Raw genomic sequence first — 26,727 nt, forward strand, 5'->3', positions numbered from 1 at the left:
TGCAACCTTATATACCTTCTTTAGGGTGGTTTTAGCGGTGGGGCTCACCTGTTCCCATTCCGAACACAGAAGTTAAGCCCACCAGCTCCGATGGTACTGCGAAAGCGGGAGAGTAGGTCGCCGCCAGTTTTTATTTTATTTTTAAAAATCCTTTATCATAACGATAAAGGATTTTTTTTTGTATCTATATGATCTGATCTAGTCTAGTCTAGTCTAGTCTAGTCTAATCTAATCATAATCTATATCAGCCGGGCTAAAGCCCGCTTCTATTGAATAAGGATAGTCTTTCTTATCCTTTCTCATAACTCCTTCCTTATGATCACAACACATTTATATTTATTCTCAACTTTCAACTTTCCATTATCCATTATTCATTGTAGATTCCCACGCAATAACAAAGACTGCAGATCGGCGTTAATGACTCCGGACCACTCATTCTCTACCTTCAATCAATCATTCTCAACTTTCCATTCTCCATTCTCCATTATTCATTGTAGATTCCCACGCAATGACAAATACCTGTAGATCGGCGTTAATGACTCCGGCCCCCTCAATCGATCATTCTCAACTTTCAACTCTCCATTTTCCACTATTCACTTTCCATTCTCCATTGTATTTACTCTAGAATACCCAAAGCATTTTTACCACTTATTTATAAACTTAAGCATTACGATATAGATATGTAGGCCCTCACTTCCCTCTGTATAATTATCAACACTCATTGTGGATAACTCTGGTATTCTTTTAAAGCCCTTTGTATAAGATCTTTATGCTTATATTTTTCCACAAAACGGAATCTATTTAAACTTTATGTTAAATAAGTTTGCTGTGTAAGGTATAAGTTTCTATCTTTGCCCCACTGAAAAACGAAAGAGATTCGGTAAGCGCAGAAGGGCTTTTAGATAAGCAGAAACAGTATACTTTAAATAGAGAAGATCTGGAAATAAACTTTAAAATTTTAGATAATAAAATTTGCGGGTTAAAAAGAAGTTCTTATCTTTGCAGTCCCAAATAGGGGAGCGCAGGAGTATCGGGATTGAGGTTAAGAAAGGGAGTTAAGGTTACTTAAAAAACTTTAAATTTTTCTTTCAAAACATTTGGTCATAACGAAATAAAGTTTTACTTTTGCACTCGCAAATATGGAGCGCCACTGACAGAAGAGAGTGCTTCATTAAAAAGCGGAAGATATAAAGATCATTGACATACAATATAACAACCAAGTAAGGAAAAAACTAAAGCGTCAAAACTTTGAGTGAGTCAGACAAACATACAATGGAGAGTTTGATCCTGGCTCAGGATGAACGCTAGCGGGAGGCCTAACACATGCAAGCCGAGCGGTATTGTTTCTTCGGAAACGAGAGAGCGGCGTACGGGTGCGGAACACGTGTGCAACCTGCCTTTATCTGGGGGATAGCCTTTCGAAAGGAAGATTAATACCCCATAATATAAGAGACGGCATCGTTTTTTATTGAAAACTCCGGTGGATAGAGATGGGCACGCGCAAGATTAGATAGTTGGTGAGGTAACGGCTCACCAAGTCAACGATCTTTAGGGGGCCTGAGAGGGTGATCCCCCACACTGGTACTGAGACACGGACCAGACTCCTACGGGAGGCAGCAGTGAGGAATATTGGACAATGGGTGAGAGCCTGATCCAGCCATCCCGCGTGAAGGACGACTGCCCTATGGGTTGTAAACTTCTTTTGTATAGGGATAAACCTAGATACGTGTATCTAGCTGAAGGTACTATACGAATAAGCACCGGCTAACTCCGTGCCAGCAGCCGCGGTAATACGGAGGGTGCAAGCGTTATCCGGATTTATTGGGTTTAAAGGGTCCGTAGGCGGATCTGTAAGTCAGTGGTGAAATCTCACAGCTTAACTGTGAAACTGCCATTGATACTGCAGGTCTTGAGTGTTGTTGAAGTAGCTGGAATAAGTAGTGTAGCGGTGAAATGCATAGATATTACTTAGAACACCAATTGCGAAGGCAGGTTACTAAGCAACAACTGACGCTGATGGACGAAAGCGTGGGGAGCGAACAGGATTAGATACCCTGGTAGTCCACGCCGTAAACGATGCTAACTCGTTTTTGGATTTTCGGATTCAGAGACTAAGCGAAAGTGATAAGTTAGCCACCTGGGGAGTACGTTCGCAAGAATGAAACTCAAAGGAATTGACGGGGGCCCGCACAAGCGGTGGATTATGTGGTTTAATTCGATGATACGCGAGGAACCTTACCAAGGCTTAAATGGGAAATGACAGGTTTAGAAATAGACTTTTCTTCGGACATTTTTCAAGGTGCTGCATGGTTGTCGTCAGCTCGTGCCGTGAGGTGTTAGGTTAAGTCCTGCAACGAGCGCAACCCCTGTCACTAGTTGCCATCATTAAGTTGGGGACTCTAGTGAGACTGCCTACGCAAGTAGAGAGGAAGGTGGGGATGACGTCAAATCATCACGGCCCTTACGCCTTGGGCCACACACGTAATACAATGGCCAGTACAGAGGGCAGCTACACAGCGATGTGATGCAAATCTCGAAAGCTGGTCTCAGTTCGGATTGGAGTCTGCAACTCGACTCTATGAAGCTGGAATCGCTAGTAATCGCGCATCAGCCATGGCGCGGTGAATACGTTCCCGGGCCTTGTACACACCGCCCGTCAAGCCATGGAAGTCTGGGGTACCTGAAGTCGGTGACCGTAACAGGAGCTGCCTAGGGTAAAACAGGTAACTAGGGCTAAGTCGTAACAAGGTAGCCGTACCGGAAGGTGCGGCTGGAACATCTCATTTTAGAGCGTCTTTAGACGATAAACAAAATTAGTATCGCAAGATACATGCACTTACTTAAAGAGAAGCTTTAGTTTTTTATTTGGTTGCTATATATATAATAATACAAAACCCACTAGAAATTAGTATAGGGATTGAGAGAGACAAGGATGAAGATAAAAGAGTCAGTTAATCTGGTATCTGTTATCTGAATTTAGTCTGACAGACAGTCTCGTAGCTCAGCTGGTTAGAGCGCTACACTGATAATGTAGAGGTCGGCAGTTCGAGCCTGCCCGAGACTACTAATTAAAAAGACGGGAAGATGAAAGAGCCAAGAGGCGAGATGTAAATCTTGAATCCAGCATCTTTAATCTCTTAGTCTACTAGAGGGGGAATTAGCTCAGCTGGCTAGAGCGCCTGCCTTGCACGCAGGAGGTCAAGGGTTCGACTCCCTTATTCTCCACAGTTTTGGATGACTGATTTAAAAGTTACGAATGGAGCCAAAAACAACATTTGTTCATCAGTTTGAAGAGAAGACATTAAGATCATTGACATTAACGGTAAAGACATCACAAAGAGATAACCGAGCACTTTCGAGTGCCGAGTTTATAAAAATATCGATAAATTTAATTTATCAAAAAATACTGAACTAATATAATTATTAGGAAAGAAATCGTTAAGGGCGTATGGCGGATGCCTAGGCTTTCAGAGGCGACGAAGGACGTGGTAAGCTGCGAAAAGCTGCGGGGATTGGCACACACGAATTGATCCGCAGATGTCCGAATGGGGCAACCCGGCTGGTTGAAGACCAGTCACCTCGTAAGAGGAGCAAACCCGGAGAACTGAAACATCTAAGTACCCGGAGGAAAAGAAATCGAAGAGATTCCGTAAGTAGTGGCGAGCGAAAGCGGATTAGCCCAAAAGCTGATATATGTTTAATAGAATGTTCTGGAAAGAACAGCCGTAGCGGGTGATAGCCCCGTATATGAAAGGCATATTTGAGTGATAAATGAGTAGGGCGGGACACGTGAAATCCTGTCTGAATATGGGGGGACCATCCTCCAAGGCTAAATACTCCTGAAAGACCGATAGTGAACAAGTACTGTGAAGGAAAGGTGAAAAGCACTTCGAATAGAAGGGTGAAATAGAACCTGAAACCGTACGCCTACAAGCGGTCGGAGCACCTATATGGTGTGACGGCGTGCCTTTTGCATAATGAGCCTACGAGTTAATTTTACTAGCGAGGTTAAGGTATTAAGTACCGGAGCCGGAGCGAAAGCGAGTCTGAATAGGGCGTATAGTTAGTAGGATTAGACGCGAAACCTTGTGATCTACCCATGGGCAGGTTGAAGCTCTGGTAACACAGAGTGGAGGACCGAACCGGTTGACGTTGAAAAGTCTTCGGATGACCTGTGGGTAGGGGTGAAAGGCCAATCAAACTGGGAGATAGCTCGTACTCTCCGAAATGCATTTAGGTGCAGCGTCGATGTTAAGTTTATTAGAGGTAGAGCTACTGATTGGATGCGGGGGAGTCAAATCCTACCAATTCCTGACAAACTCCGAATGCTAATAAATGTTCGTCGGCAGTGAGGGCATGGGTGCTAAGGTCCATGTCCGAGAGGGAAAGAACCCAGACCAACAGCTAAGGTCCCCAAATATATGTTAAGTTGAAGCAACGCGGTTGGACTGCATTGACAGCTAGGATGTTGGCTTGGAAGCAGCCATTCATTTAAAGAGTGCGTAACAGCTCACTAGTCGAGCGGTCCGGCATGGATAATAATCGGGCATAAACATATTACCGAAGCTATGGATTTGTATTTATATACATCTGGTAGGAGAGCATTCTATTTGCGCCGAAGCAGTACTGTGAGGTATTGTGGAGCGGATAGAAAAGAAAATGTAGGCATAAGTAACGATAAAGCGGGCGAGAAACCCGCTCACCGAAAGACTAAGGTTTCCTCAGCCATGCTAATCAGCTGAGGGTTAGTCGGGACCTAACGCGAACCCGAAAGGGGTAGTGGATGGACAATGGGTTAATATTCCCATACTTGCTCACACTAAAAAGGGGACGGAGTGCCGTACTTACTGGAGACTGACGGAATAGTCAAGGCCTAGCCTTCGGGCGAAGCTGCTGTAGGGAAAGTGCTTCCAAGAAAAGCCGAAGTGAAGCAACCCGTACCAAAACCGACACAGGTAGTCGAGGAGAGAATCCTAAGGTGCTAGAGTGAATCATGGTTAAGGAACTAGGCAAAATAGTCTCGTAACTTCGGGAGAAGAGACGCCATCAGCAATGGTGGCCGCAGTAAAGAGGCCCAGGCGACTGTTTATCAAAAACACAGGACTCTGCAAAATCGAAAGATGCAGTATAGGGTCTGACACCTGCCCGGTGCTGGAAGGTTAAGGAAGGTGCTTAGGGTTAAACCGAAGGCATTAACTGAAGCCCCAGTAAACGGCGGCCGTAACTATAACGGTCCTAAGGTAGCGAAATTCCTTGTCGGGTAAGTTCCGACCTGCACGAATGGTGTAACGATCTGGGCACTGTCTCAACCATGAGCTCTGTGAAATTGTAGTCTCGGTGAAGATGCCGAGTACCCGCAATGGGACGAAAAGACCCTGTGAACCTTTACTATAACTTCGTATTGACTTTGAGTAAGTAATGTGTAGGATAGGTGGGAGGCTTTGAAGCAGGCACGCTAGTGTTTGTGGAGCCAACGTTGAAATACCACCCTTTACTTACTTGGAGCCTAACTTCTGTATGGAAGGACATTGCGTGGTGGGTAGTTTGACTGGGGTGGTCGCCTCCAAAAGAGTAACGGAGGCTTTCAAAGGTACCCTCAGCACGCTTGGTAACCGTGCGTAGAGTGTAATGGCATAAGGGTGCTTGACTGTGAGACCTACAAGTCGATCAGGTGCGAAAGCAGGACATAGTGATCCGGTGGTTCCGTATGGAAGGGCCATCGCTCATAGGATAAAAGGTACTCCGGGGATAACAGGCTAGTCTCCCCCAAGAGCTCACATCGACGGGGAGGTTCGGCACCTCGATGTCGGCTCGTCACATCCTGGGGCTGGAGAAGGTCCCAAGGGTTGGGCTGTTCGCCCATTAAAGTGGCACGCGAGCTGGGTTCAGAACGTCGTGAGACAGTTCGGTCTCTATCTATTGCGGGCGTTAGATGTTTGAGAGGGCTTGATTCTAGTACGAGAGGACCGAATTGAACAAACCTCTGGTGTATCAGTTGTACCGCCAGGTGCACTGCTGAGTAGCTACGTTTGGAAGAGATAAGCACTGAAAGCATATAAGTGCGAAACTCGCCTCAAGATGAGACATCTTTTAAGGGTCGTTGGAGATGACGACGTTGATAGGCTATAGGTGTAAAGACAGTAATGTCATAGCCAAGTAGTACTAATTACCCGTAGATTTATAGCCTAATATGGCGCACGGAAGTGCAGCAAGGTTACCTCTTTGTGAAAGTTTTTATCGAATAATAAACCAGGTAGCAGATGTTGGCTATTAGGAAGCAGGATAAGCCTGCAGCCTTTTACCTCTAACCTGCAACCTTATATACCTTCTTTAGGGTGGTTTTAGCGGTGGGGCTCACCTGTTCCCATTCCGAACACAGAAGTTAAGCCCACCAGCTCCGATGGTACTGCGAAAGCGGGAGAGTAGGTCGCCGCCAGTTTTTATTTTATTTTTAAAAATCCTTTATCATAACGATAAAGGATTTTTTTTTATCTATATGATCTGATCTAGTCTAGTCTAATCTAATCATAATCTATATCAGCCGGGCTAAACCCCGCTTCTATTGAATAAGGATAGTCTTTCTTATAACTCCTTCCTTATGATTACAACACATTTATAGGATCAGGTGCAAAAGTTGGGGGCTAAGCAAAGATACAACCACTAAACATTCCCCCCAACTTTTGAGACTGATCCCATTTATATTTATTCTCCATTTTCAACTCTCCATTATTCATTGTAGATTCCCACGCAATAACAAAGACTGCAGATCGACGTTAATGACTCCGGAACCCTCATTCTCTACCCTCAATCAATCATTCTCAACTCTCCATTCTCCATTATTCATTGTAGATTCCCACGTAATGACAAAGACCTGTAGATCGGCGTTAATGACTCCGGCTCCCTCATTCTCTACCCTCAATCAATCATTCTCAATTCTCAACTCTCCATTTTCCACTATTCACTTTCCATTCTCCATTGTATTTACTCTAGAATACCCAAAGCATTTTTACCACTTATTTATAAACTTAAGCATTTACGATATAGATATGTAGGCCCTCAGTTCCCTCTGTATAATTATCAACACTCATTGTGGATAACTCTGGTATTCTTTTAAAGCCCTTTGTATAAGATCTTTATGCTTATATTTTTCCACAAAACGGAATCTATTTAAACTTTATGTTAAATAAGTTTGCTGTGTAAGGTATAAGTTTCTATCTTTGCCCCACTGAAAAACGAAAGAGCTTCAGTAAGCGCAGAAGGGCTTTTAGATAAGCAGAAACAGTATACTTTAAAGAGAGAAGATCTGGAAATAAACTTTAAAATTTTAGATAATAAAATTTGCGGGTTAAAAAGAAGTTCTTATCTTTGCAGTCCCAAATAGGGGAGCGCAGGAGTATCGGGATTGAGGTTAAGGAAGGGAGTTAAGGTTACTTAAAAAACTTTAAATTTTTCTTTCAAAACATTTGGTCATAACGAAATAAAGTTTTACTTTTGCACTCGCAAATATGGAGCGCCACTGACAGAATAGAGTGCTTCATTAAAAAGCGGAAGATATAAAGATCATTGACATACAATATAACAACCAAGTAAGGAAAAAACTAAAGCGTCAAAACTTTGAGTGAGTCAGACAAACATACAATGGAGAGTTTGATCCTGGCTCAGGATGAACGCTAGCGGGAGGCCTAACACATGCAAGCCGAGCGGTATTGTTTCTTCGGAAACGAGAGAGCGGCGTACGGGTGCGGAACACGTGTGCAACCTGCCTTTATCTGGGGGATAGCCTTTCGAAAGGAAGATTAATACCCCATAATATAAGAGACGGCATCGTTTTTTATTGAAAACTCCGGTGGATAGAGATGGGCACGCGCAAGATTAGATAGTTGGTGAGGTAACGGCTCACCAAGTCAACGATCTTTAGGGGGCCTGAGAGGGTGATCCCCCACACTGGTACTGAGACACGGACCAGACTCCTACGGGAGGCAGCAGTGAGGAATATTGGACAATGGGTGAGAGCCTGATCCAGCCATCCCGCGTGAAGGACGACTGCCCTATGGGTTGTAAACTTCTTTTGTATAGGGATAAACCTAGATACGTGTATCTAGCTGAAGGTACTATACGAATAAGCACCGGCTAACTCCGTGCCAGCAGCCGCGGTAATACGGAGGGTGCAAGCGTTATCCGGATTTATTGGGTTTAAAGGGTCCGTAGGCGGATCTGTAAGTCAGTGGTGAAATCTCACAGCTTAACTGTGAAACTGCCATTGATACTGCAGGTCTTGAGTGTTGTTGAAGTAGCTGGAATAAGTAGTGTAGCGGTGAAATGCATAGATATTACTTAGAACACCAATTGCGAAGGCAGGTTACTAAGCAACAACTGACGCTGATGGACGAAAGCGTGGGGAGCGAACAGGATTAGATACCCTGGTAGTCCACGCCGTAAACGATGCTAACTCGTTTTTGGATTTTCGGATTCAGAGACTAAGCGAAAGTGATAAGTTAGCCACCTGGGGAGTACGTTCGCAAGAATGAAACTCAAAGGAATTGACGGGGGCCCGCACAAGCGGTGGATTATGTGGTTTAATTCGATGATACGCGAGGAACCTTACCAAGGCTTAAATGGGAAATGACAGGTTTAGAAATAGACTTTTCTTCGGACATTTTTCAAGGTGCTGCATGGTTGTCGTCAGCTCGTGCCGTGAGGTGTTAGGTTAAGTCCTGCAACGAGCGCAACCCCTGTCACTAGTTGCCATCATTAAGTTGGGGACTCTAGTGAGACTGCCTACGCAAGTAGAGAGGAAGGTGGGGATGACGTCAAATCATCACGGCCCTTACGCCTTGGGCCACACACGTAATACAATGGCCAGTACAGAGGGCAGCTACACAGCGATGTGATGCAAATCTCGAAAGCTGGTCTCAGTTCGGATTGGAGTCTGCAACTCGACTCTATGAAGCTGGAATCGCTAGTAATCGCGCATCAGCCATGGCGCGGTGAATACGTTCCCGGGCCTTGTACACACCGCCCGTCAAGCCATGGAAGTCTGGGGTACCTGAAGTCGGTGACCGTAACAGGAGCTGCCTAGGGTAAAACAGGTAACTAGGGCTAAGTCGTAACAAGGTAGCCGTACCGGAAGGTGCGGCTGGAACATCTCATTTTAGAGCGTCTTTAGACGATAAACAAAATTAGTATCGCAAGATACATGCACTTACTTAAAGAGAAGCTTTAGTTTTTTATTTGGTTGCTATATATATAATAATACAAAACCCACTAGAAATTAGTATAGGGATTGAGAGAGACAAGGATGAAGATAAAAGAGTCAGTTAATCTGGTATCTGTTATCTGAATTTAGTCTGACAGACAGTCTCGTAGCTCAGCTGGTTAGAGCGCTACACTGATAATGTAGAGGTCGGCAGTTCGAGCCTGCCCGAGACTACTAATTAAAAAGACGGGAAGATGAAAGAGCCAGGAGGCGAGATGTAAATCTTGAATCCAGCATCTTTAATCTCTTAGTCTACTAGAGGGGGAATTAGCTCAGCTGGCTAGAGCGCCTGCCTTGCACGCAGGAGGTCAAGGGTTCGACTCCCTTATTCTCCACAGTTTTGGATGACTGATTTAAAAGTTACGAATGGAGCCAAAAACAACATTTGTTCATCAGTTTGAAGAGAAGACATTAAGATCATTGACATTAACGGTAAAGACATCACAAAGAGATAACCGAGCACTTTCGAGTGCCGAGTTTATAAAAATATCGATAAATTTAATTTATCAAAAAATACTGAACTAATATAATTATTAGGAAAGAAATCGTTAAGGGCGTATGGCGGATGCCTAGGCTTTCAGAGGCGACGAAGGACGTGGTAAGCTGCGAAAAGCTGCGGGGATTGGCACACACGAATTGATCCGCAGATGTCCGAATGGGGCAACCCGGCTGGTTGAAGACCAGTCACCTCGTAAGAGGAGCAAACCCGGAGAACTGAAACATCTAAGTACCCGGAGGAAAAGAAATCGAAGAGATTCCGTAAGTAGTGGCGAGCGAAAGCGGATTAGCCCAAAAGCTGATATATGTTTAATAGAATGTTCTGGAAAGAACAGCCGTAGCGGGTGATAGCCCCGTATATGAAAGGCATATTTGAGTGATAAATGAGTAGGGCGGGACACGTGAAATCCTGTCTGAATATGGGGGGACCATCCTCCAAGGCTAAATACTCCTGAAAGACCGATAGTGAACAAGTACTGTGAAGGAAAGGTGAAAAGCACTTCGAATAGAAGGGTGAAATAGAACCTGAAACCGTACGCCTACAAGCGGTCGGAGCACCTATATGGTGTGACGGCGTGCCTTTTGCATAATGAGCCTACGAGTTAATTTTACTAGCGAGGTTAAGGTATTAAGTACCGGAGCCGGAGCGAAAGCGAGTCTGAATAGGGCGTATAGTTAGTAGGATTAGACGCGAAACCTTGTGATCTACCCATGGGCAGGTTGAAGCTCTGGTAACACAGAGTGGAGGACCGAACCGGTTGACGTTGAAAAGTCTTCGGATGACCTGTGGGTAGGGGTGAAAGGCCAATCAAACTGGGAGATAGCTCGTACTCTCCGAAATGCATTTAGGTGCAGCGTCGATGTTAAGTTTATTAGAGGTAGAGCTACTGATTGGATGCGGGGGAGTCAAATCCTACCAATTCCTGACAAACTCCGAATGCTAATAAATGTTCGTCGGCAGTGAGGGCATGGGTGCTAAGGTCCATGTCCGAGAGGGAAAGAACCCAGACCAACAGCTAAGGTCCCCAAATATATGTTAAGTTGAAGCAACGCGGTTGGACTGCATTGACAGCTAGGATGTTGGCTTGGAAGCAGCCATTCATTTAAAGAGTGCGTAACAGCTCACTAGTCGAGCGGTCCGGCATGGATAATAATCGGGCATAAACATATTACCGAAGCTATGGATTTGTATTTATATACATCTGGTAGGAGAGCATTCTATTTGCGCCGAAGCAGTACTGTGAGGTATTGTGGAGCGGATAGAAAAGAAAATGTAGGCATAAGTAACGATAAAGCGGGCGAGAAACCCGCTCACCGAAAGACTAAGGTTTCCTCAGCCATGCTAATCAGCTGAGGGTTAGTCGGGACCTAACGCGAACCCGAAAGGGGTAGTGGATGGACAATGGGTTAATATTCCCATACTTGCTCACACTAAAAAGGGGACGGAGTGCCGTACTTACTGGAGACTGACGGAATAGTCAAGGCCTAGCCTTCGGGCGAAGCTGCTGTAGGGAAAGTGCTTCCAAGAAAAGCCGAAGTGAAGCAACCCGTACCAAAACCGACACAGGTAGTCGAGGAGAGAATCCTAAGGTGCTAGAGTGAATCATGGTTAAGGAACTAGGCAAAATAGTCTCGTAACTTCGGGAGAAGAGACGCCATCAGCAATGGTGGCCGCAGTAAAGAGGCCCAGGCGACTGTTTATCAAAAACACAGGACTCTGCAAAATCGAAAGATGCAGTATAGGGTCTGACACCTGCCCGGTGCTGGAAGGTTAAGGAAGGTGCTTAGCGTAAGCGAAGGCATTAACTGAAGCCCCAGTAAACGGCGGCCGTAACTATAACGGTCCTAAGGTAGCGAAATTCCTTGTCGGGTAAGTTCCGACCTGCACGAATGGTGTAACGATCTGGGCACTGTCTCAACCATGAGCTCTGTGAAATTGTAGTCTCGGTGAAGATGCCGAGTACCCGCAATGGGACGAAAAGACCCTGTGAACCTTTACTATAACTTCGTATTGACTTTGAGTAAGTAATGTGTAGGATAGGTGGGAGGCTTTGAAGCAGGCACGCTAGTGTTTGTGGAGCCAACGTTGAAATACCACCCTTTACTTACTTGGAGCCTAACTTCTGTATGGAAGGACATTGCGTGGTGGGTAGTTTGACTGGGGTGGTCGCCTCCAAAAGAGTAACGGAGGCTTTCAAAGGTACCCTCAGCACGCTTGGTAACCGTGCGTAGAGTGTAATGGCATAAGGGTGCTTGACTGTGAGACCTACAAGTCGATCAGGTGCGAAAGCAGGACATAGTGATCCGGTGGTTCCGTATGGAAGGGCCATCGCTCATAGGATAAAAGGTACTCCGGGGATAACAGGCTAGTCTCCCCCAAGAGCTCACATCGACGGGGAGGTTCGGCACCTCGATGTCGGCTCGTCACATCCTGGGGCTGGAGAAGGTCCCAAGGGTTGGGCTGTTCGCCCATTAAAGTGGCACGCGAGCTGGGTTCAGAACGTCGTGAGACAGTTCGGTCTCTATCTATTGCGGGCGTTAGATGTTTGAGAGGGCTTGATTCTAGTACGAGAGGACCGAATTGAACAAACCTCTGGTGTATCAGTTGTACCGCCAGGTGCACTGCTGAGTAGCTACGTTTGGAAGAGATAAGCACTGAAAGCATATAAGTGCGAAACTCGCCTCAAGATGAGACATCTTTTAAGGGTCGTTGGAGATGACGACGTTGATAGGCTATAGGTGTAAAGACAGTAATGTCATAGCCAAGTAGTACTAATTACCCGTAGATTTATAGCCTAATATGGCGCACGGAAGTGCAGCAAGGTTACCTCTTTGTGAAAGTTTTTATCGATAAACCAGGTAGCAGATGTTGGCTATTAGGAAGCAGGATAAGCCTGCAGCCTTTTACCTCTAACCTGCAACCTTATATACCTTCTTTAGGGTGGTTTTAGCGGTGGGGCTCACCTGTTCCCATTCCGAACACAGAAGTTAAGCCCACCAGCTCCGATGGTACTGCGAAAGCGGGAGAGTAGGTCGCCGCCAGTTTTTATTTTATTTTTAAAAATCCTTTATCATAACGATAAAGGATTTTTTTTTGCATCTATATGATCTGATCTAGTCTAGTCTAATCATAATCTATATCAACCGGGCTAAAGCCCGCTTCTATTGAATAAGGATAGTCTTTCTTATAACTCCTTCCTTATGATCACAACACATTTATATTCATTCTCCATTCTAAGCTTTCAACTCTCAACTCTCAATTTTCCATTTTTCAACTCTCCATTATTCATTGTAGATTCCTACGCAATAACAGAGACAATCTTGAAATATAGATCTTACTTATTACAAAAGAACGCCTCAATACTATTGAGGCGTTCTTTATTTTCTTATCGTTAAGTCGTATTTATACCTGGATTACTCCCAAGTTAAATTTTTCTGTAATAGGAGAATGGTTTGCCGCTTCAATCCCCATAGAAATCCATTTTCTGGTGTCTGCAGGGTTGATAATAGCATCTGTCCATAATCTTGCAGCTGCGTAGGTGGATTCAGTTTGTTTCTGGTATTTCTTTGAAATGGTATCTAAAATATCGTTGTGTTCCTTCTCCGAAATTTCTTTGCCTTGTTTTTTCAAGGTTGATTCCTGGATCTGGGCCAATACTTTTGCGGCTTGTGTTCCTCCCATCACAGCCAAATCAGCCCATGGCCATGCCACGATAAGCCTTGGATCATAGGCCTTTCCACACATCGCATAATTACCTGCACCATACGAATTTCCTGTAATGATGGTGAATTTAGGAACTACAGAGTTAGCTACAGCATTTACCATTTTTGCTCCGTCTTTGATAATTCCTCCATGCTCTGATTTTGAGCCTACCATAAATCCTGTAACATCTTGTAAGAAGATTAAAGGAATTTTTCTTTGATTACAGTTAGCGATAAATCGGGTGGCTTTATCCGCAGAATCGGAGTAAATAACCCCTCCGAACTGCATTTCTCCCTTACCGCTTTTTACCAGCTTTCTTTGGTTGGCTACTATTCCTACAGACCATCCATCAACTCTAGCCGTTGCACAGATAATACTTTTACCATAGTCGGGTTTGTATTCTTCGTATTCAGAGTTATCCACAATACATTTGATAATCTCATAAGTATCGTATTGCTCGGCTCTGGAAACCGGCATAATTCCGAAAATATTGTCAGGACTTTCTTTTGGTGAAAAACTTTCTATTCTGTCGAAGCCTGCTTTTTCAGTACTTCCGATAGATTTCATGATGGTTTTTATTCTGGTTAAAGCATCTTTATCATCTTTCGCTTTGTAATCGGTAACTCCAGAGATAGAACAGTGTGTAGTAGCACCTCCTAATGTTTCATTATCAATACTTTCTCCAATGGCTGCTTTTACAAGGTAGCTTCCTGCAAGGAAAATAGAGCCTGTTTTGTCAACGATCATTGCTTCATCACTCATAATAGGAAGGTAAGCCCCTCCAGCCACACAACTGCCCATAACGGCAGAAATCTGAATGATTCCCATTGAACTCATTTTAGCATTATTTCTGAAAATTCTTCCAAAATGCTCTTTATCTGGGAATATTTCATCCTGCATTGGAAGATAAACACCTGCTGAGTCAACAAGATAGATAATAGGAAGTTTGTTTTCCATTGCAATTTCCTGTGCTCTGAGGTTTTTCTTTCCAGTGATAGGAAACCAGGCACCAGCTTTTACAGAAGCATCATTAGCAACTACTAGACATTGTCTTCCGGAAACATAGCCCATCACAACAATAACTCCTCCGCTTGGACATCCTCCATGCTCTTCGTACATCTCATACCCTGCAAACGCTCCTATTTCTATGGAATCTGAATCCTTATCGAGAAGATAGTCTACTCTTTCTCTTGCAGTCATTTTTCCCTCATCACGAAGCTTTTGAAGCCTCTTCTCACCGCCCCCTTTTTTGATCTCTGTGAGTAAGCGATTAATCTCTGATAATTTTAATCTGTTCTGGTCTTCTCGTTTATTGAATTCGATATCCATAAAATTTTCAATTTTTTACGCTTAAAGATACTATTTTTATGAAGAATATGGATTGGAAGTAAAACAGACGTTTAATGATTTGGTTCTTAGTAAATTGTGAAATTTTTAACAGAAAAATACTTTTAAATTATTTATATTTTTTCTAACTTTACAATAGAGTAACAGAGGGTGATATCCTCTGCAAAATACTCTGTTCCTAGTTTATTTTTTTAATAGTTTATTATTTGAAGGCCCTGAAAGTTTAACAAATTTTCAGGGTTTTTTTATATCTATTAAAAAAACTGAAAGGTGGTTTGGAAAGTTAATCTGAATAATATTTTCTGTATTCTATAATATTAAGAAATGATGATGTACCTTTATTTTTCTGATACCTTTTGTATGGAATAAAACCTAATTTTTCAGGTATTTTCTTACTGGCTATATTCTCCTGATCTACTGGATAAATTATATATTCGAAAGTGAAATTATTTTCTAAAAATTCTATCAGATTCATTATTATTTCAGTTCCCAATCCAATTCCTTGCACACTTTGTTTCAACCATAGGCCGAGTTCTACGGACTCTGAAGTTATATTATGAATGCCACAACAGCCAATGAAGTTTTTATCTGGATCAACAGCTACCATTACGAGATCGGTATTTTTTGAAAGAAGCATTTTTGATTCCTCCACAAATTTTGTAATATCATTTCTATTACCGTTCGGAGTAAAGGGCATATACTTTGTAGTTTCTGCAGTAAAATGCCTATTAATGTCATCAATATATAGGGGGTCAATAGGTTTTAAGATGAGCCGGTCTGTTTTTATTATAATATCTGCATTTAATACCATTAGCTGATTGGTGGTTTTTGTTGAAAAGCATAATTCGCTTATAAAGATAGCTACGAAATAATAAATTTCAAAATTGGTATAGCAGATGTCTACATTATATATTTTCAATTATTTTTTTTAAAAATAACTAAAAAAGATATAGATATTGAGTAAATAATTATTTGTTAACGTAATATTTATAATTTTTTATGAGATTTATAAAAGCCTATTTGTAAATTTGCATGTTAAAAATTAAAAGGAGATAGGTTATGCATAAATTGGCACTTTTCAGATTGCACTTAATAGTATTTTTATGGGGATTCACTGCAATTTTAGGAAAGCTGATTCATGCAAATGCACAGATTCTGGTTTTCTACAGAATGCTTTTCGCTGCTATTTTTCTTTTTGTATTTATCAGAGTTTTTAAAAAAGAAAGCATAAAGGTTTCTAAAAAAATATTCTTTCAGCTGGCAGGTATAGGCCTTGCCATGGCTCTTCACTGGTATTGTTTTTTTTACTCTATTAAAGTATCAAATGTTTCAATTGCTTTGAGTTGTCTGTCTTTGTCCACTCTTTTTGCATCCATACTTGAACCCGTTATTTTTAAAAGAAAAGTCGATATTTCTGAGGTCATCATGGGTACAGTGATTGTTGCCTGTATTTTATTGATTTTTAAAACCGAGTTCCATTTCAAAGAAGGTATTATTTATGGAATATTCTGTGCCATTTTTGGAACCATATTTTCCGTATTTAATGGTAAAATGTTTGGGAAAACGAGTTCAGGGAACATTATATTTTATGAAATTTTCTGTGGTTGGTTTATTTTAATGATATTTTATCTGCTTTCAGGGCAAATTTTTCAAATGAATGAAATAAACTATAGAGATTTGGCGTTAATATGCTTGTTAGCCAGTGTTTTCACTGCTTTTCCAATGTTAGAATCAGTGAAATTAATGAAATATATATCACCTTTCACATTAATTTTAACAGTTAATTTAGAACCTGTTTACGGAATTATACTAGCTTTTTTTATCTTTGGGGAATCAGAACATATGAGCCCTATATTTTATATTGCTTCAGCTGTTATGATACTGGCAATCATAGTGAATGGATTAATAAAAGCCAGAAAAACTAAAAACTTTAACTAAGCATCAAATTTATATGATGAAAAAATATTTTTTACTTGCATTTTCACTGCTGTTTGGGCTGTCCCAATCTCAGATTATCAGGAAGTATTCCAATGAATTTTTAAATATAGGAGCGGGAGCTCGTGGGCTGGCAATGGGAGGAGCAGTAATCTCCAATCAGGATGATGTCTATGCCCCTATGTGGAATCCTGCAGGTCTGATGGCAATAGAGAAAGACTGGCAGGGGGCTGCTATGCATGCAGAATACTTTGAGTCAATTGCAAAATATGACTATTTAGCTTACGCTAAAGTTTTAGAAGAAGGTGTTTTCGGAGTTTCTGTAGTCAGACTTGGAGTAGATAATATTTTGAATACCACCCAGATGATTGATGCTGAAGGGAATATTGATTATGATAAAATTACAAAGTTCTCTCAATCCGATTATGCAGCAATTCTTTCTTATGCATTCAGACCGGGTGGAAATCCTAATCTTGATGTAGGAGTAAATGCAAAAATAGTCTATAGAAATGTAGGTAAGTTTGCCAATGGCTATGGTTTCGGTTTTGATGTGGGAGCAATTTATAAAGGGAATAATGGATGGAAGTTCGGGGGGATGATTCGTGATATCACAACTACTGTAAACTTTTGGAGCATTAACCAGAAAGAACTTTCTACTGTTGTAAACGGAGAAGAATTTAACCCGGCACCAAAAGATAAGATGGAACTTACAATGCCTAAACTTAATGTAGGAGCCAGCAAATTATTTGAAATCAACAGTAGTGTTTACGTATTACCGGAAGCGGGATTAAATGTAGATTTTGCTAAAACGGCTTCTTTAATTTCAACAGATTTTGCAAGTATAAGCCCTTATGCAGGAGCAGAATTAGGATATCAGAAAATGATTTTTGTGAGACTGGGGATCAATAGATTTCAGTCGATTACAGATATAGAAGACCTTAAAAGAAAAGTTTCATTTCAGCCTAGTGCAGGTATTGGGATAAGATATAGAGGACTTACACTGGATTATGCAATTACAAATTCAGGCATAGGGGGATCTAATTTCTATTCTAATTTCTTCTCACTAAAGATGGATATGGGAGCATTCAGAAACGATTAAATCAGAAAAAATGAAAAAGATTTCAATGTTTGTGTTGGCAATTTGCTCAACAGCAGCTTTTGCCCAAAAAGTTTCAGATTATAAGTATATTTTTATTCCGGAGAAGTTCCAGACTTTTAAAAAGAGCAGTTTTGGATTAGAAGAATCTTTAGCAAAAGCACTGAAGGGAAAGAAGTATGATGTACTGGCAGAAAGTGTGGATAAATGGCCATCGGATGCCAAAAACAATTCCTGTAATGTGCTTAATGCAGAAGTTCTGAATGATAAAAACTTATTCACCAATAAAGTGATTTTACAGTTTAAAGATTGTAACAAAAAAGTGGTTTTTGAGTCGAAAGGGAGCTCAGATATTAAAGAATTTGAAGAAGGATTTGCAGATGCATTGAACCAGGCGTTGACAAAGGTTGGGTTTTCTAATCCTGTTGCGATGCTGCCCGCTCAGAATACCGCTGTAAACGAAAATGCCCAGACTACAGTTTCTGAGGTATCAACATCTTCTGCCACTCCATCAGCTAATCACTATTCAAATGGAAAAATGGAATTGCAGAAAATACAGATTGATGCTAATCAGTTTATTTTAGCAAATTCAGGGAGCTCTGTTCCATTTGCTGTTTTTAAGACAACATCAAAAAAAGATGTTTTCACTGTAAAACTTGCTGAAGGAAATTCAACCATAGGCTATTTTGAGAATGGGAATATTGTAATAGATATTCCGCAGGCAGATGGAAGATATTCCAAAGAAGTTTTTGCTGGAAAATAGTTTGAACATAAAAACAAAAAAAGAATAACCATATCCTTAGCTAAGACAAAGATCTTAGCTAAGGATTTACTTTTAATAGAAAATGAGAAAAATTTATATTTCGATGTTGACAGCAGTGTCAATATTTTCCTGCGCGCAGACTGTTTTAAATACAAAGCTGCAGGAGATTCATTTTGGTTCTTCAAGCGGACAGCCAGTTAATCAAATTTAACGATCAGCTTATTTTTCCGGCTACAAGAAATGCTGAAGAAAGCAGAGAATTATGGACCTTTAATCCTGTTACTCAGAAATCTACCTTACTGAAAGATGTTTTTCCTGGATATGGTATTGGGATTTCCGGTGATCCTACCTTTATGAAGCTGAATAATAAGGTGTACTTCATAGCTATACAGAGCAATAATTCTAATAACCAGCTTTGGGTAACCGATGGAACTACTTCCGGAACTTCTAAAGTGAAAGATCTGAATTTTGAATATGCTATTGAAACCACTGCTGTAGCAGGAAATAATATCTTTTTTTATCATCACAATGAACTTTGGGTTTATAATACCGTTGCAGACAGTTTGCAGCTGTTAAAGACATTTCAATACTCCGGTAACGTGAAAATGCACTCCATGAATGGTATCATGTATATAGCGGCCAATGATGGAGTACATGGAAAGGAGATCTGGAAATCTGATGGTACTTTGACAGGAACCACTTTGTTAAAGGACATCGTCCCTAATGCCAATGGAAGTATTGACGGAGACTTTGCAGCATTGATTTTTAAGAATAAACTTTATTTTATCGCTAATCTCGGAACCGCAGGATATGAATTATATTCAACAGATGGAACAGAAGCAGGAACAGTATCTGTGAAACCTATAGGGTATATCAGGCTGGAAGGTGCAGCAGCAGATGATTATTTTGTATTTACAGGATTTGATACAGTAAACGGGCTTGAGCCTTGGATTTCTGACGGAACAGCTGCCGGTACTAAACTCTTGAAAAATCTTACTCCAGGAGCTACAAGTTCCATGGGTATGAAAAAATTTATAAAATTCAACAATAAAATATTCTTTGAAAGTGGTGCCAACGGAGTAAATCAGGCCTATGGCAACTATATCTGGGAAACAGATGGTACAGAAGCCGGCACCGTTCCTTTCAGTACTCATCCTGATGCTTTGATCTATGGAACCAGTTCGGATGATAAACATTTGATCTTTACCATGGCCAACTATGGAAGCAGATATTGGATTACTGATGGAAACCCTGCCCATAGCTTTGAAATCACAAGTCTTGGATTGCCATATAGCAATAGTTTTGTAGATCTGAATTCTAAAATTTATCTTCCCGGTAGCACTCAAAAATATGGAACAGAATTATACTCAATAGATCCGCTTACCCAGGAGGCCGCAATAGCTTCTGATATCAGTAAATTTGAAAGTGCTTCTCCTCATGCATTTAATGTACTGAATAATGATCTTATCTTTATTGCTACGGACCGCCAGTTTAATAGCCAGATTTATAAGAGAAATAACAGTACATACCAGATTCAAAGATTATCTGCACTGGGAGGGAATTCATATACAGGGATTTATACTGATTTTAATGATGACTTTATTAAAGTTGGAAATTATCTCTACACGGATGGAGGAACTTACAGGACAGATGGAACGGAAGCCAATACTATTGCAATAACATCTCCCGATGTATCAAGTAGGTTTATGTACACAAATTTAAATGATAATACCCTGCTTTTTGCCGGTTATAATAATTTAGTAGGTACTGAACTTTGGAAAGTAAATAATAATTCCAATACAGTTACTTTGGTGAAAGATATCTCTGCAGATTATATGGGAAGTCTTTATTCTGTGGATTCTAAAACGGCAGTTCTGAATGGTTTCGCCTATTTTGTGGCCAAAGAAAACGGAAAACTGGGGATCTGGAAAACTGATGCTACTGATGCCGGTACCTTAAAAACTATTCAGTTTTCATATCAGGATGGAACTGATGGGAACATCAAGGTATTAAATACGTTGAATAATAAGCTACTCTTTACAAAACAGCAGGAGAATACCTCAACAAGTTACAGCTCGGGGCAGAATGAGCTTTGGTCTTCAGATGGTGATCAGGCATCAGCTGTTCTGATAAAGTCTTACGCTGTACCTTATGGTTCCGCGAGTATTTCAAAGGAAACTGGTACTTTAGATAATAAATTGATCTATGTTACATCAGGATATCCTTCAGCATTGCATTCTACAGATGGTACTGCTGCAGGAACAGCCGAAATTTTATCCGGGAACTTTTCTGGAGATATTAAATTTAAAAAATGTGGTAATCAGTTATTCTTTACACATAACAATGCATCCCAATTATGGAAAACCGACGGTACAGCTAATGGAACTTCCAATTTGGCCCAAAATTTTACTTCAGTGAAAGACATGGTTTGTGCGAATAATTATCTTTATTTCCTTAATGGTGATTCCCAGAAAGTATGGAGAACTAACGGAACTTCATCAGGAACTATGCCTATGGATATTTTTATAACCAATGATGATAATCAGTTACTGGCTAATGAAAATATTCAGAAAATGGGAACTGATGGAGATCAATTATATCTGACCATTGCTACAAAAGAACACGGAAGTGAATTCTACGAAATTACTGACCCGCTACCCACTTATCTGGCAGTGAGTGAAACTCCTAATGCTGATACTAAAAATGGGAATATGGATATTCAGATTTATCCAAATCCTGTTTCTGACTATTTCTCAATAAAGCTTAAAGGAAATGACAGAATTGAAACGGTCAAGATTTTCGATACTTCCGGAAAGCTGATAAAAAATATAGTTGACCATAATGAGAATATTAGGGTAGCAGAACTTTCTTCAGGAATATACTTTGTAAAAATAAAAACCGGAAAAGGTGATTACTTAAGCAAGATCATAAAAAAATAAATAATACCTATAAAAGGCTCCTGAAAAGGAGCCTTTTATATTTGAATATGATGATGTGTCTTTTCCTGATTCTGTAGGTAAAACTATTGACAAACTAACCTTTAAAAGTTCAACTATTCTTTGATGAAAATAATTGGATTGAAATATAAAAACAGGTCATTTATTGTGCGAAACAAAGAGAAAATAAGACCTGCAGAATTAGAATTTTTTTTATGGTATTATTGCTTTTAGTTACTAATGCTAATTTACAATAAAAATATATATAATCTTAATATTTAATGAATAATTTTATATTTATTGAATATTAGTGATTATTTAATTTTAACGAAAGCTATTTGTTAGTATTTTTATTTTCACTAAATAATGGATGAAATGCCTGTATCCATGGAATGAAAGAGTGTTTTTGACAAAAAAAATCTAATGGAATTATCCGTTGTTATTGAAAAACTCCCAGATTATTTTAGCCTTGCTCTTGCCGAGAATCTCTTCCAGTGTTTCCAGATTGGATTCTTTGATTCGTTTTACGGATTTTAATTTAGAAAGTAATAATTCAATTGTTTTTTCTCCCACTCCGGTAATTTCCTCCAGTTCAGATTTTATCGTAGAATTACTTCTTCTGGTTCTATGATGTTTTACTCCAAAACGGTGGGCTTCATCACGTACTCTTTGTAAGATTTTTAAAGTTTCAGATTTTTTATCAAGATATAAAGGAATAGAATCTTCCGGGAAGAAAATTTCTTCCAGTCTTTTGGCAATTCCTACAATAGTTATTTTTCCATAAAGTCCCAGTAATCTTAAACTCTTAACTGCAGAAGATAACTGTCCTTTCCCCCCATCAATCAAAATCAACTGAGGGAGACTTTCTCCTTCATCAAGCATTCTTTTATACCGGCGGTAGATCACTTCCTCCATGGTGGCAAAATCATTGGGCCCTTCTACCGTTTTAGGGTGGAAAATTCTATAATCTGCTTTGCTGGGTTTACCATCTTTAAAAACAACACAGGCCGACACAGGATTGGTCCCCTGAATATTTGAGTTGTCAAAACCTTCTATATGTCTGGGTTCTACAGGCATTCTCAGCAGTTTCTGCATTTCAGCCATGATTCTGTTCGTATGCCTTTCAGGATCTACGATTTGAACCTGTTTCAGCTTTTCCAGACGGTATTCTTTAGCATTCTTTTCAGAAAGCTCTACAATTCTTTTTTTGTCGCCTACTTTCGGAACAATCAGTTTTACATTCGGAATTTCTACAGACAAATGGAAAGGAAGCAGAACTTCTTTTGAGTCCGAAGCGAACTTCTGACGGATCTCAATCAAGGCTTCTTCCATAATGTCTTCATCTGTTTCCTCAAGAATTTTTTTAATCTCTGTAGTGAAACTTTGAATGATATTCCCGTTTCTTATCTTAAAGAAGTTGACATAAGCTGCTGTTTCATCACTGGTCATACCAAAGACATCCACATCATCAATATTTGGATTAACCACTGTATTTTTAGCCTGATAATCTTCCAGAATATCAAGCCGCTCTTTAATAATCTGAGCCTCCTCAAACTTGAGGTCAGAAGCAAGTTTCATCATCTGATTTACAAGAAAATCTTTAGCTTTCCGGAAATCTCCTTTAACAATTCCACGGATAGCGTCTATCTTCTCATCATATTCTTCTTTACTTTCAAGATCTTCACAAGGCCCTTCGCAGTTTTTGATATGGTATTCCAGACACACTTTATACTTTCCGTCTGCTATTTTGGCAGGGGAGAGGTTTAGATTACACGTTCTTAGTTTATAAATATGCTTGATGGTATCCAATAAGATCTTTGCAGGACGTACCTTTGCATAAGGCCCATAATATTCCGAACCGTCTTTAATCATATTTCTCGTTAGAAAAACGCGTGGGAAATCTTCGTTTTTAATGCAGATCCAGGGATACGTTTTGTCATCTTTCAGCATGACATTATAAAACGGCTTATGCTCTTTAATCAAATTGTTTTCCAACAAAAGAGCATCATACTCACTGTTTACAATAGTAGTTTCCAGACGCTGGATCTTACTCACCATTATTTTAATCCTGTATCCGGGAAGATTTTTGTTGAAATAGGAGAGAACCCTCTTTTTCAGATTTTTAGCTTTCCCTACATACAATAGCTGTTCGTTTTTATCATAATAACGATAAACGCCGGGTTCGGATGGTAAAGTTTTGAGCTGTAATTCTAAAGAAGGATTCATATAACAAAATTAAGGAAACTTTCTATATTTTGAAAAATAAAAAACCCGTAGACTGATCTACAGGTTTATAAATGATATGATAATAATAACTTTATCCGTTTGCCATTTCGGTATAAGTATATACAAGGAAACTTAAGTAATCCCATTTAACAGAATCTTTAGGGTATTTTTGCATGAACTCCTTGTTGTCACCAAAAAGAAAATCATAATTGTCTTCAAAATCATCCTTATGAAGCCACATGACTTTATTGCCTTTCTTTATGTAATAAGATTTGATAACACCGCCGCCGAATGCAGGGCCGCCAACGAAACCAGGTGAAGAGGTAGTAGTTGCAAAAGGATCATGATAAACAGAAATAATATCATTAAACTCCGGATTAATGACCTGCATTAGAAAAGTTCTGCTTTCTTTCTTGTTTTTTAAAGAAACGGTTTGATTTTCAAAAGGAATTGCTTCATCTGTTACAGACTTTTTATATTTTTTAGTGCTGTAATTTCTCATATTTGAAATGAATTTTGCCGCTTTCATAGATTTTTCAGTTTCTGTTGGATATAAATACATTTCAGCAATATCTGCCGCAGCAAATTTCTTAGATTTTCTTGTATCTACGTCTTCGAGTGTGATAGAAAGAATCTGGCCTCTTTGTTTTTCCCATGATTTACTGTAGCCTTGGTATTCAGTATTATCTTTCAATATTATGGTAGATACTTTTTTATCCGATGCAGTGTCGAAGCCTTCGTTAAAAAGGTACTTGTTCATTTCTTTTTTTTCTTCTTTTGAATATTTTACTTTCTGTGCGAAAGCTGTTGTACTGGCAACCAATAGAACAAGCAGTAAAGATTTGAGTCTCATGTATTATTGTTTTTAATTTCGGAGCCAAAAATAGTAAATTAAATCATTTGATTTCATAAAAATATAGAAGGGTGAAATTTAGCTTTTCCAATTATCCTTAAATGCGTAATTTTAAGAAAATTTTTTAGAAATGATATACGGAGTAGATATTTTTACTTTCCATGATATTCTGGAAATCTGTAAAAAACCTAATAAAGCCAAGCTGAACAAAGCAGCAAAAGAACAGATCTTAAAATCACAGAAAAATGTACAGGAAATAGTAGAGTCCGATAGATGTGTATATGGGATTAATACTGGATTCGGACCATTGTGTGATACTAAAATATCAGCTGACGAAACAGCGCAGTTACAATATAATTTAATTATTTCCCATGCCGTAGGAGTAGGAAAACCGATTAATAAAGAACTTTCCAAAATCATGATGATTGCGAAAGTTCATGCTTTATCAAAAGGTTTTTCAGGAGTTTCTCTTGATGTAATCGAAAGACTGATCCTGATGCTTGAGAAAGATATTATTCCTGTAGTTCCTGAACAGGGATCTGTAGGAGCTTCCGGTGATCTTGCACCTTTAGCACATCTTGTCTTGCCTTTATTAGGGTTAGGACAGGTTTGGGAAGGAGATCAGGTTGCAGAAACAATGGATGTTCTGGAGAAACACGACCTTGAGCCATTGGTATTAGGCCCTAAAGAAGGTTTAGGATTGATCAATGGTACCCAATTTATCCTGGCACATGCCATCAAAGGATTAGAAAAGTTTGAATACCTGCTTGACCTTGCGGACATGACTGCTGCGATGAGTATTGAAGCATACAGAGGTTCAGAAAGCCCATTCAAAAAAGAACTTCATGATATCAGACCTTTTGAAGGGAGTAAAAAAGTAGCTGCAAGAATGCTTAAATTCTTAAAGGGCTCAGAAAACATGAAAGCTCACGAAGATTGCGAGAGAGTTCAGGATCCGTATTCTATGAGATGTGTACCACAGGTTCACGGAGCCAGTAGAAATGCCTTTGAACACCTTAAGAGTATGGCTGAAACAGAACTGAATTCTGTAACAGACAACCCAATTGTACTAAGTGCTGAAGAATCTATTTCGGGAGGTAACTTTCATGGACAGCTGATGGCTTTGCCTTTAGACTATGCAACACTGGCGGCGGCGGAATTAGGAAATATTTCCGACAGAAGAAGTTACTTATTATTAGAAGGGAAATATGGACTTCCAAGATTACTGACGGAAAGCTCAGGTTTAAATTCCGGATTTATGATCCCGCAATATACTTCAGCAGCTTTGGTTACAGAAAATAAAACATTGTGTTTCCCGGCGTCGGCAGACTCTATTCCTACAAGTTTAGGACAGGAAGACCATGTTTCTATGGGAAGTATTTCCGGAAGAAAATTCAATCAGGTTCTTGGTAACCTTGTGAATATTTTATCTGTTGAGCTGATGTTTGCTGCTCAGGGACTGGAATTCAGAAGACCTTCCAGGTGCTCCAAAGTGATAGAAGAAAACTTTACTATTCTTCGTTCCAAAGTTGCGAAGCTTGAAGATGACAGATTAATCGGTAAAGATATGTTAGCGATTGCAGAACTGATCAATGAAAGAAAATTTATTGTTGATGTAAAATAGAAAATGAAGAAAGGGATTATTTTGGGTTTCCTTTTGCTGGGAATAAATGCTTTTTCTCAATCGAACGAAGCAAAAGTGAGGGAACTGATCAGTATTACAAGGTCAGATCGGATGTTGTCCATTGGATTTAAGGAGTTTATGGATCATTACAACAATAAGTATAAGGACTTGCCAGATAATTTTTGGGATGAGTTCAAAAAAGATATGGCTCCCGAAAGAATAGTTACCCTTTATATTCCTATTTATAAAAAGTACTTTTCGGATGCCGATATCGATGAGCTTATCAAGTTTTACAAAACTCCGGCAGGTCAAAAACTGATTGAAAATATGCCATCTTTAATGACTGAATCAACGGAAGTTACAAATAAATTTGTGGAGGCATTTAACAAAAAAGTTAATGATAAAATTAATGAACATTATCACTTTCAAAACCCTCCACCTCCTGCGCGATAAAAATAAAAAGCTTCCTGAAAAAGGAAGCTTTTGTTTT

Annotated in this window: 10 protein-coding genes, 4 tRNA genes and 7 rRNA genes; 17 read left to right on the forward strand and 4 right to left on the reverse strand. The window is 39.9% G+C overall.

The window, feature by feature from the left end; translation table 11 throughout:
- The first annotated feature begins 21 nt into the window (after positions 1 to 21).
- The 11 genes from rrf (LF887_RS02910) to rrf (LF887_RS02960) all read left to right on the forward strand — a co-directional run bounded on the left by rrf (LF887_RS02910) (position 22) and on the right by rrf (LF887_RS02960) (position 12,799).
- Positions 22 to 129: ribosomal RNA gene (rrf, locus tag LF887_RS02910) — 5S ribosomal RNA — on the forward strand.
- A gap of 1,140 nt (positions 130 to 1,269) precedes the next feature.
- A 16S ribosomal RNA gene (locus tag LF887_RS02915) occupies positions 1,270 to 2,786 on the forward strand.
- Positions 2,787 to 2,990: 204 nt separating this feature from the next.
- Positions 2,991 to 3,064: transfer RNA gene (locus LF887_RS02920), tRNA-Ile, on the forward strand.
- 87 nt (positions 3,065 to 3,151) lie between these two features.
- Positions 3,152 to 3,225, forward strand: a tRNA-Ala gene (locus tag LF887_RS02925).
- Between the two features lie 203 nt (positions 3,226 to 3,428).
- Positions 3,429 to 6,186 (forward strand): 23S ribosomal RNA (locus LF887_RS02930).
- Between the two features lie 145 nt (positions 6,187 to 6,331).
- A 5S ribosomal RNA gene (gene rrf, locus LF887_RS02935) occupies positions 6,332 to 6,439 on the forward strand.
- Positions 6,440 to 7,635: 1,196 nt separating this feature from the next.
- Positions 7,636 to 9,152, forward strand: a 16S ribosomal RNA gene (locus tag LF887_RS02940).
- A 204-nt stretch (positions 9,153 to 9,356) separates the two neighbouring features.
- Positions 9,357 to 9,430 (forward strand) — tRNA-Ile (locus LF887_RS02945).
- Between the two features lie 87 nt (positions 9,431 to 9,517).
- A tRNA-Ala gene (locus LF887_RS02950) sits at positions 9,518 to 9,591 on the forward strand.
- Positions 9,592 to 9,794: 203 nt separating this feature from the next.
- Positions 9,795 to 12,550: ribosomal RNA gene (locus LF887_RS02955) — 23S ribosomal RNA — on the forward strand.
- A gap of 141 nt (positions 12,551 to 12,691) precedes the next feature.
- A 5S ribosomal RNA gene (rrf, locus tag LF887_RS02960) occupies positions 12,692 to 12,799 on the forward strand.
- Together the 16S, 23S and 5S rRNA genes with 4 tRNA genes alongside form the textbook arrangement of a ribosomal RNA operon.
- Positions 12,800 to 13,157: 358 nt before the next feature.
- On the opposite strand, the gene LF887_RS02965 is transcribed toward rrf (LF887_RS02960), so the two are convergent.
- Positions 13,158 to 14,786: an acyl-CoA carboxylase subunit beta gene (locus LF887_RS02965; protein ID WP_236857331.1), complete on the reverse strand. Its 1,629-nt coding sequence runs from the start codon at positions 14,784 to 14,786 to the stop codon at positions 13,158 to 13,160.
- Positions 14,787 to 15,087: 301 nt separating this feature from the next.
- The gene (locus LF887_RS02970; RefSeq protein WP_236857332.1) at positions 15,088 to 15,615 is read right to left on the reverse strand and encodes a GNAT family N-acetyltransferase; all 528 of its coding nucleotides are present in this window, start codon (positions 15,613 to 15,615) and stop codon (positions 15,088 to 15,090) included.
- Positions 15,616 to 15,863: 248 nt separating this feature from the next.
- Here LF887_RS02970 and LF887_RS02975 point away from each other — a divergent pair, with 248 nt between their 5' ends.
- From LF887_RS02975 to LF887_RS02990, 4 genes are all read left to right on the forward strand, one after another.
- Positions 15,864 to 16,742 carry a DMT family transporter gene (locus tag LF887_RS02975; protein WP_236857333.1) on the forward strand — a complete coding sequence of 293 codons (879 nt, stop codon included), beginning with the start codon at positions 15,864 to 15,866 and terminating at the stop codon, positions 16,740 to 16,742.
- A gap of 13 nt (positions 16,743 to 16,755) precedes the next feature.
- Positions 16,756 to 17,838, forward strand: a complete 1,083-nt coding sequence (locus LF887_RS02980; protein ID WP_236857334.1) for a PorV/PorQ family protein — start codon at positions 16,756 to 16,758, stop codon at positions 17,836 to 17,838.
- A gap of 10 nt (positions 17,839 to 17,848) precedes the next feature.
- Positions 17,849 to 18,598: a hypothetical protein gene (locus LF887_RS02985; RefSeq protein ID WP_236857335.1), complete on the forward strand. Its 750-nt coding sequence runs from the start codon at positions 17,849 to 17,851 to the stop codon at positions 18,596 to 18,598.
- Between the two features lie 173 nt (positions 18,599 to 18,771).
- Positions 18,772 to 21,537: a T9SS type A sorting domain-containing protein gene (locus LF887_RS02990; RefSeq protein ID WP_236857336.1), complete on the forward strand. Its 2,766-nt coding sequence runs from the start codon at positions 18,772 to 18,774 to the stop codon at positions 21,535 to 21,537.
- A 426-nt stretch (positions 21,538 to 21,963) separates the two neighbouring features.
- Here LF887_RS02990 and uvrC read toward each other — a convergent pair whose 3' ends face one another.
- Positions 21,964 to 23,760: an excinuclease ABC subunit UvrC gene (uvrC, locus tag LF887_RS02995; RefSeq protein ID WP_236857337.1), complete on the reverse strand. Its 1,797-nt coding sequence runs from the start codon at positions 23,758 to 23,760 to the stop codon at positions 21,964 to 21,966.
- Between the two features lie 91 nt (positions 23,761 to 23,851).
- On the reverse strand, positions 23,852 to 24,613 hold the full coding sequence (locus tag LF887_RS03000; protein ID WP_236857338.1) for a hypothetical protein: 762 nt from the start codon (positions 24,611 to 24,613) through the stop codon (positions 23,852 to 23,854).
- Between the two features lie 130 nt (positions 24,614 to 24,743).
- Here LF887_RS03000 and hutH point away from each other — a divergent pair, with 130 nt between their 5' ends.
- The gene (gene hutH, locus LF887_RS03005; RefSeq protein ID WP_236857339.1) at positions 24,744 to 26,237 is read left to right on the forward strand and encodes a histidine ammonia-lyase; all 1,494 of its coding nucleotides are present in this window, start codon (positions 24,744 to 24,746) and stop codon (positions 26,235 to 26,237) included.
- A gap of 3 nt (positions 26,238 to 26,240) precedes the next feature.
- Positions 26,241 to 26,690, forward strand: a complete 450-nt coding sequence (locus tag LF887_RS03010) for a DUF2059 domain-containing protein (RefSeq protein WP_236857341.1) — start codon at positions 26,241 to 26,243, stop codon at positions 26,688 to 26,690.
- Positions 26,691 to 26,727: the final 37 nt, after the last annotated feature.

Origin of the sequence: Chryseobacterium sp. MEBOG06 (assembly GCF_021869765.1) — a bacterium.
Lineage (GTDB): Bacteria > Bacteroidota > Bacteroidia > Flavobacteriales > Weeksellaceae > Chryseobacterium.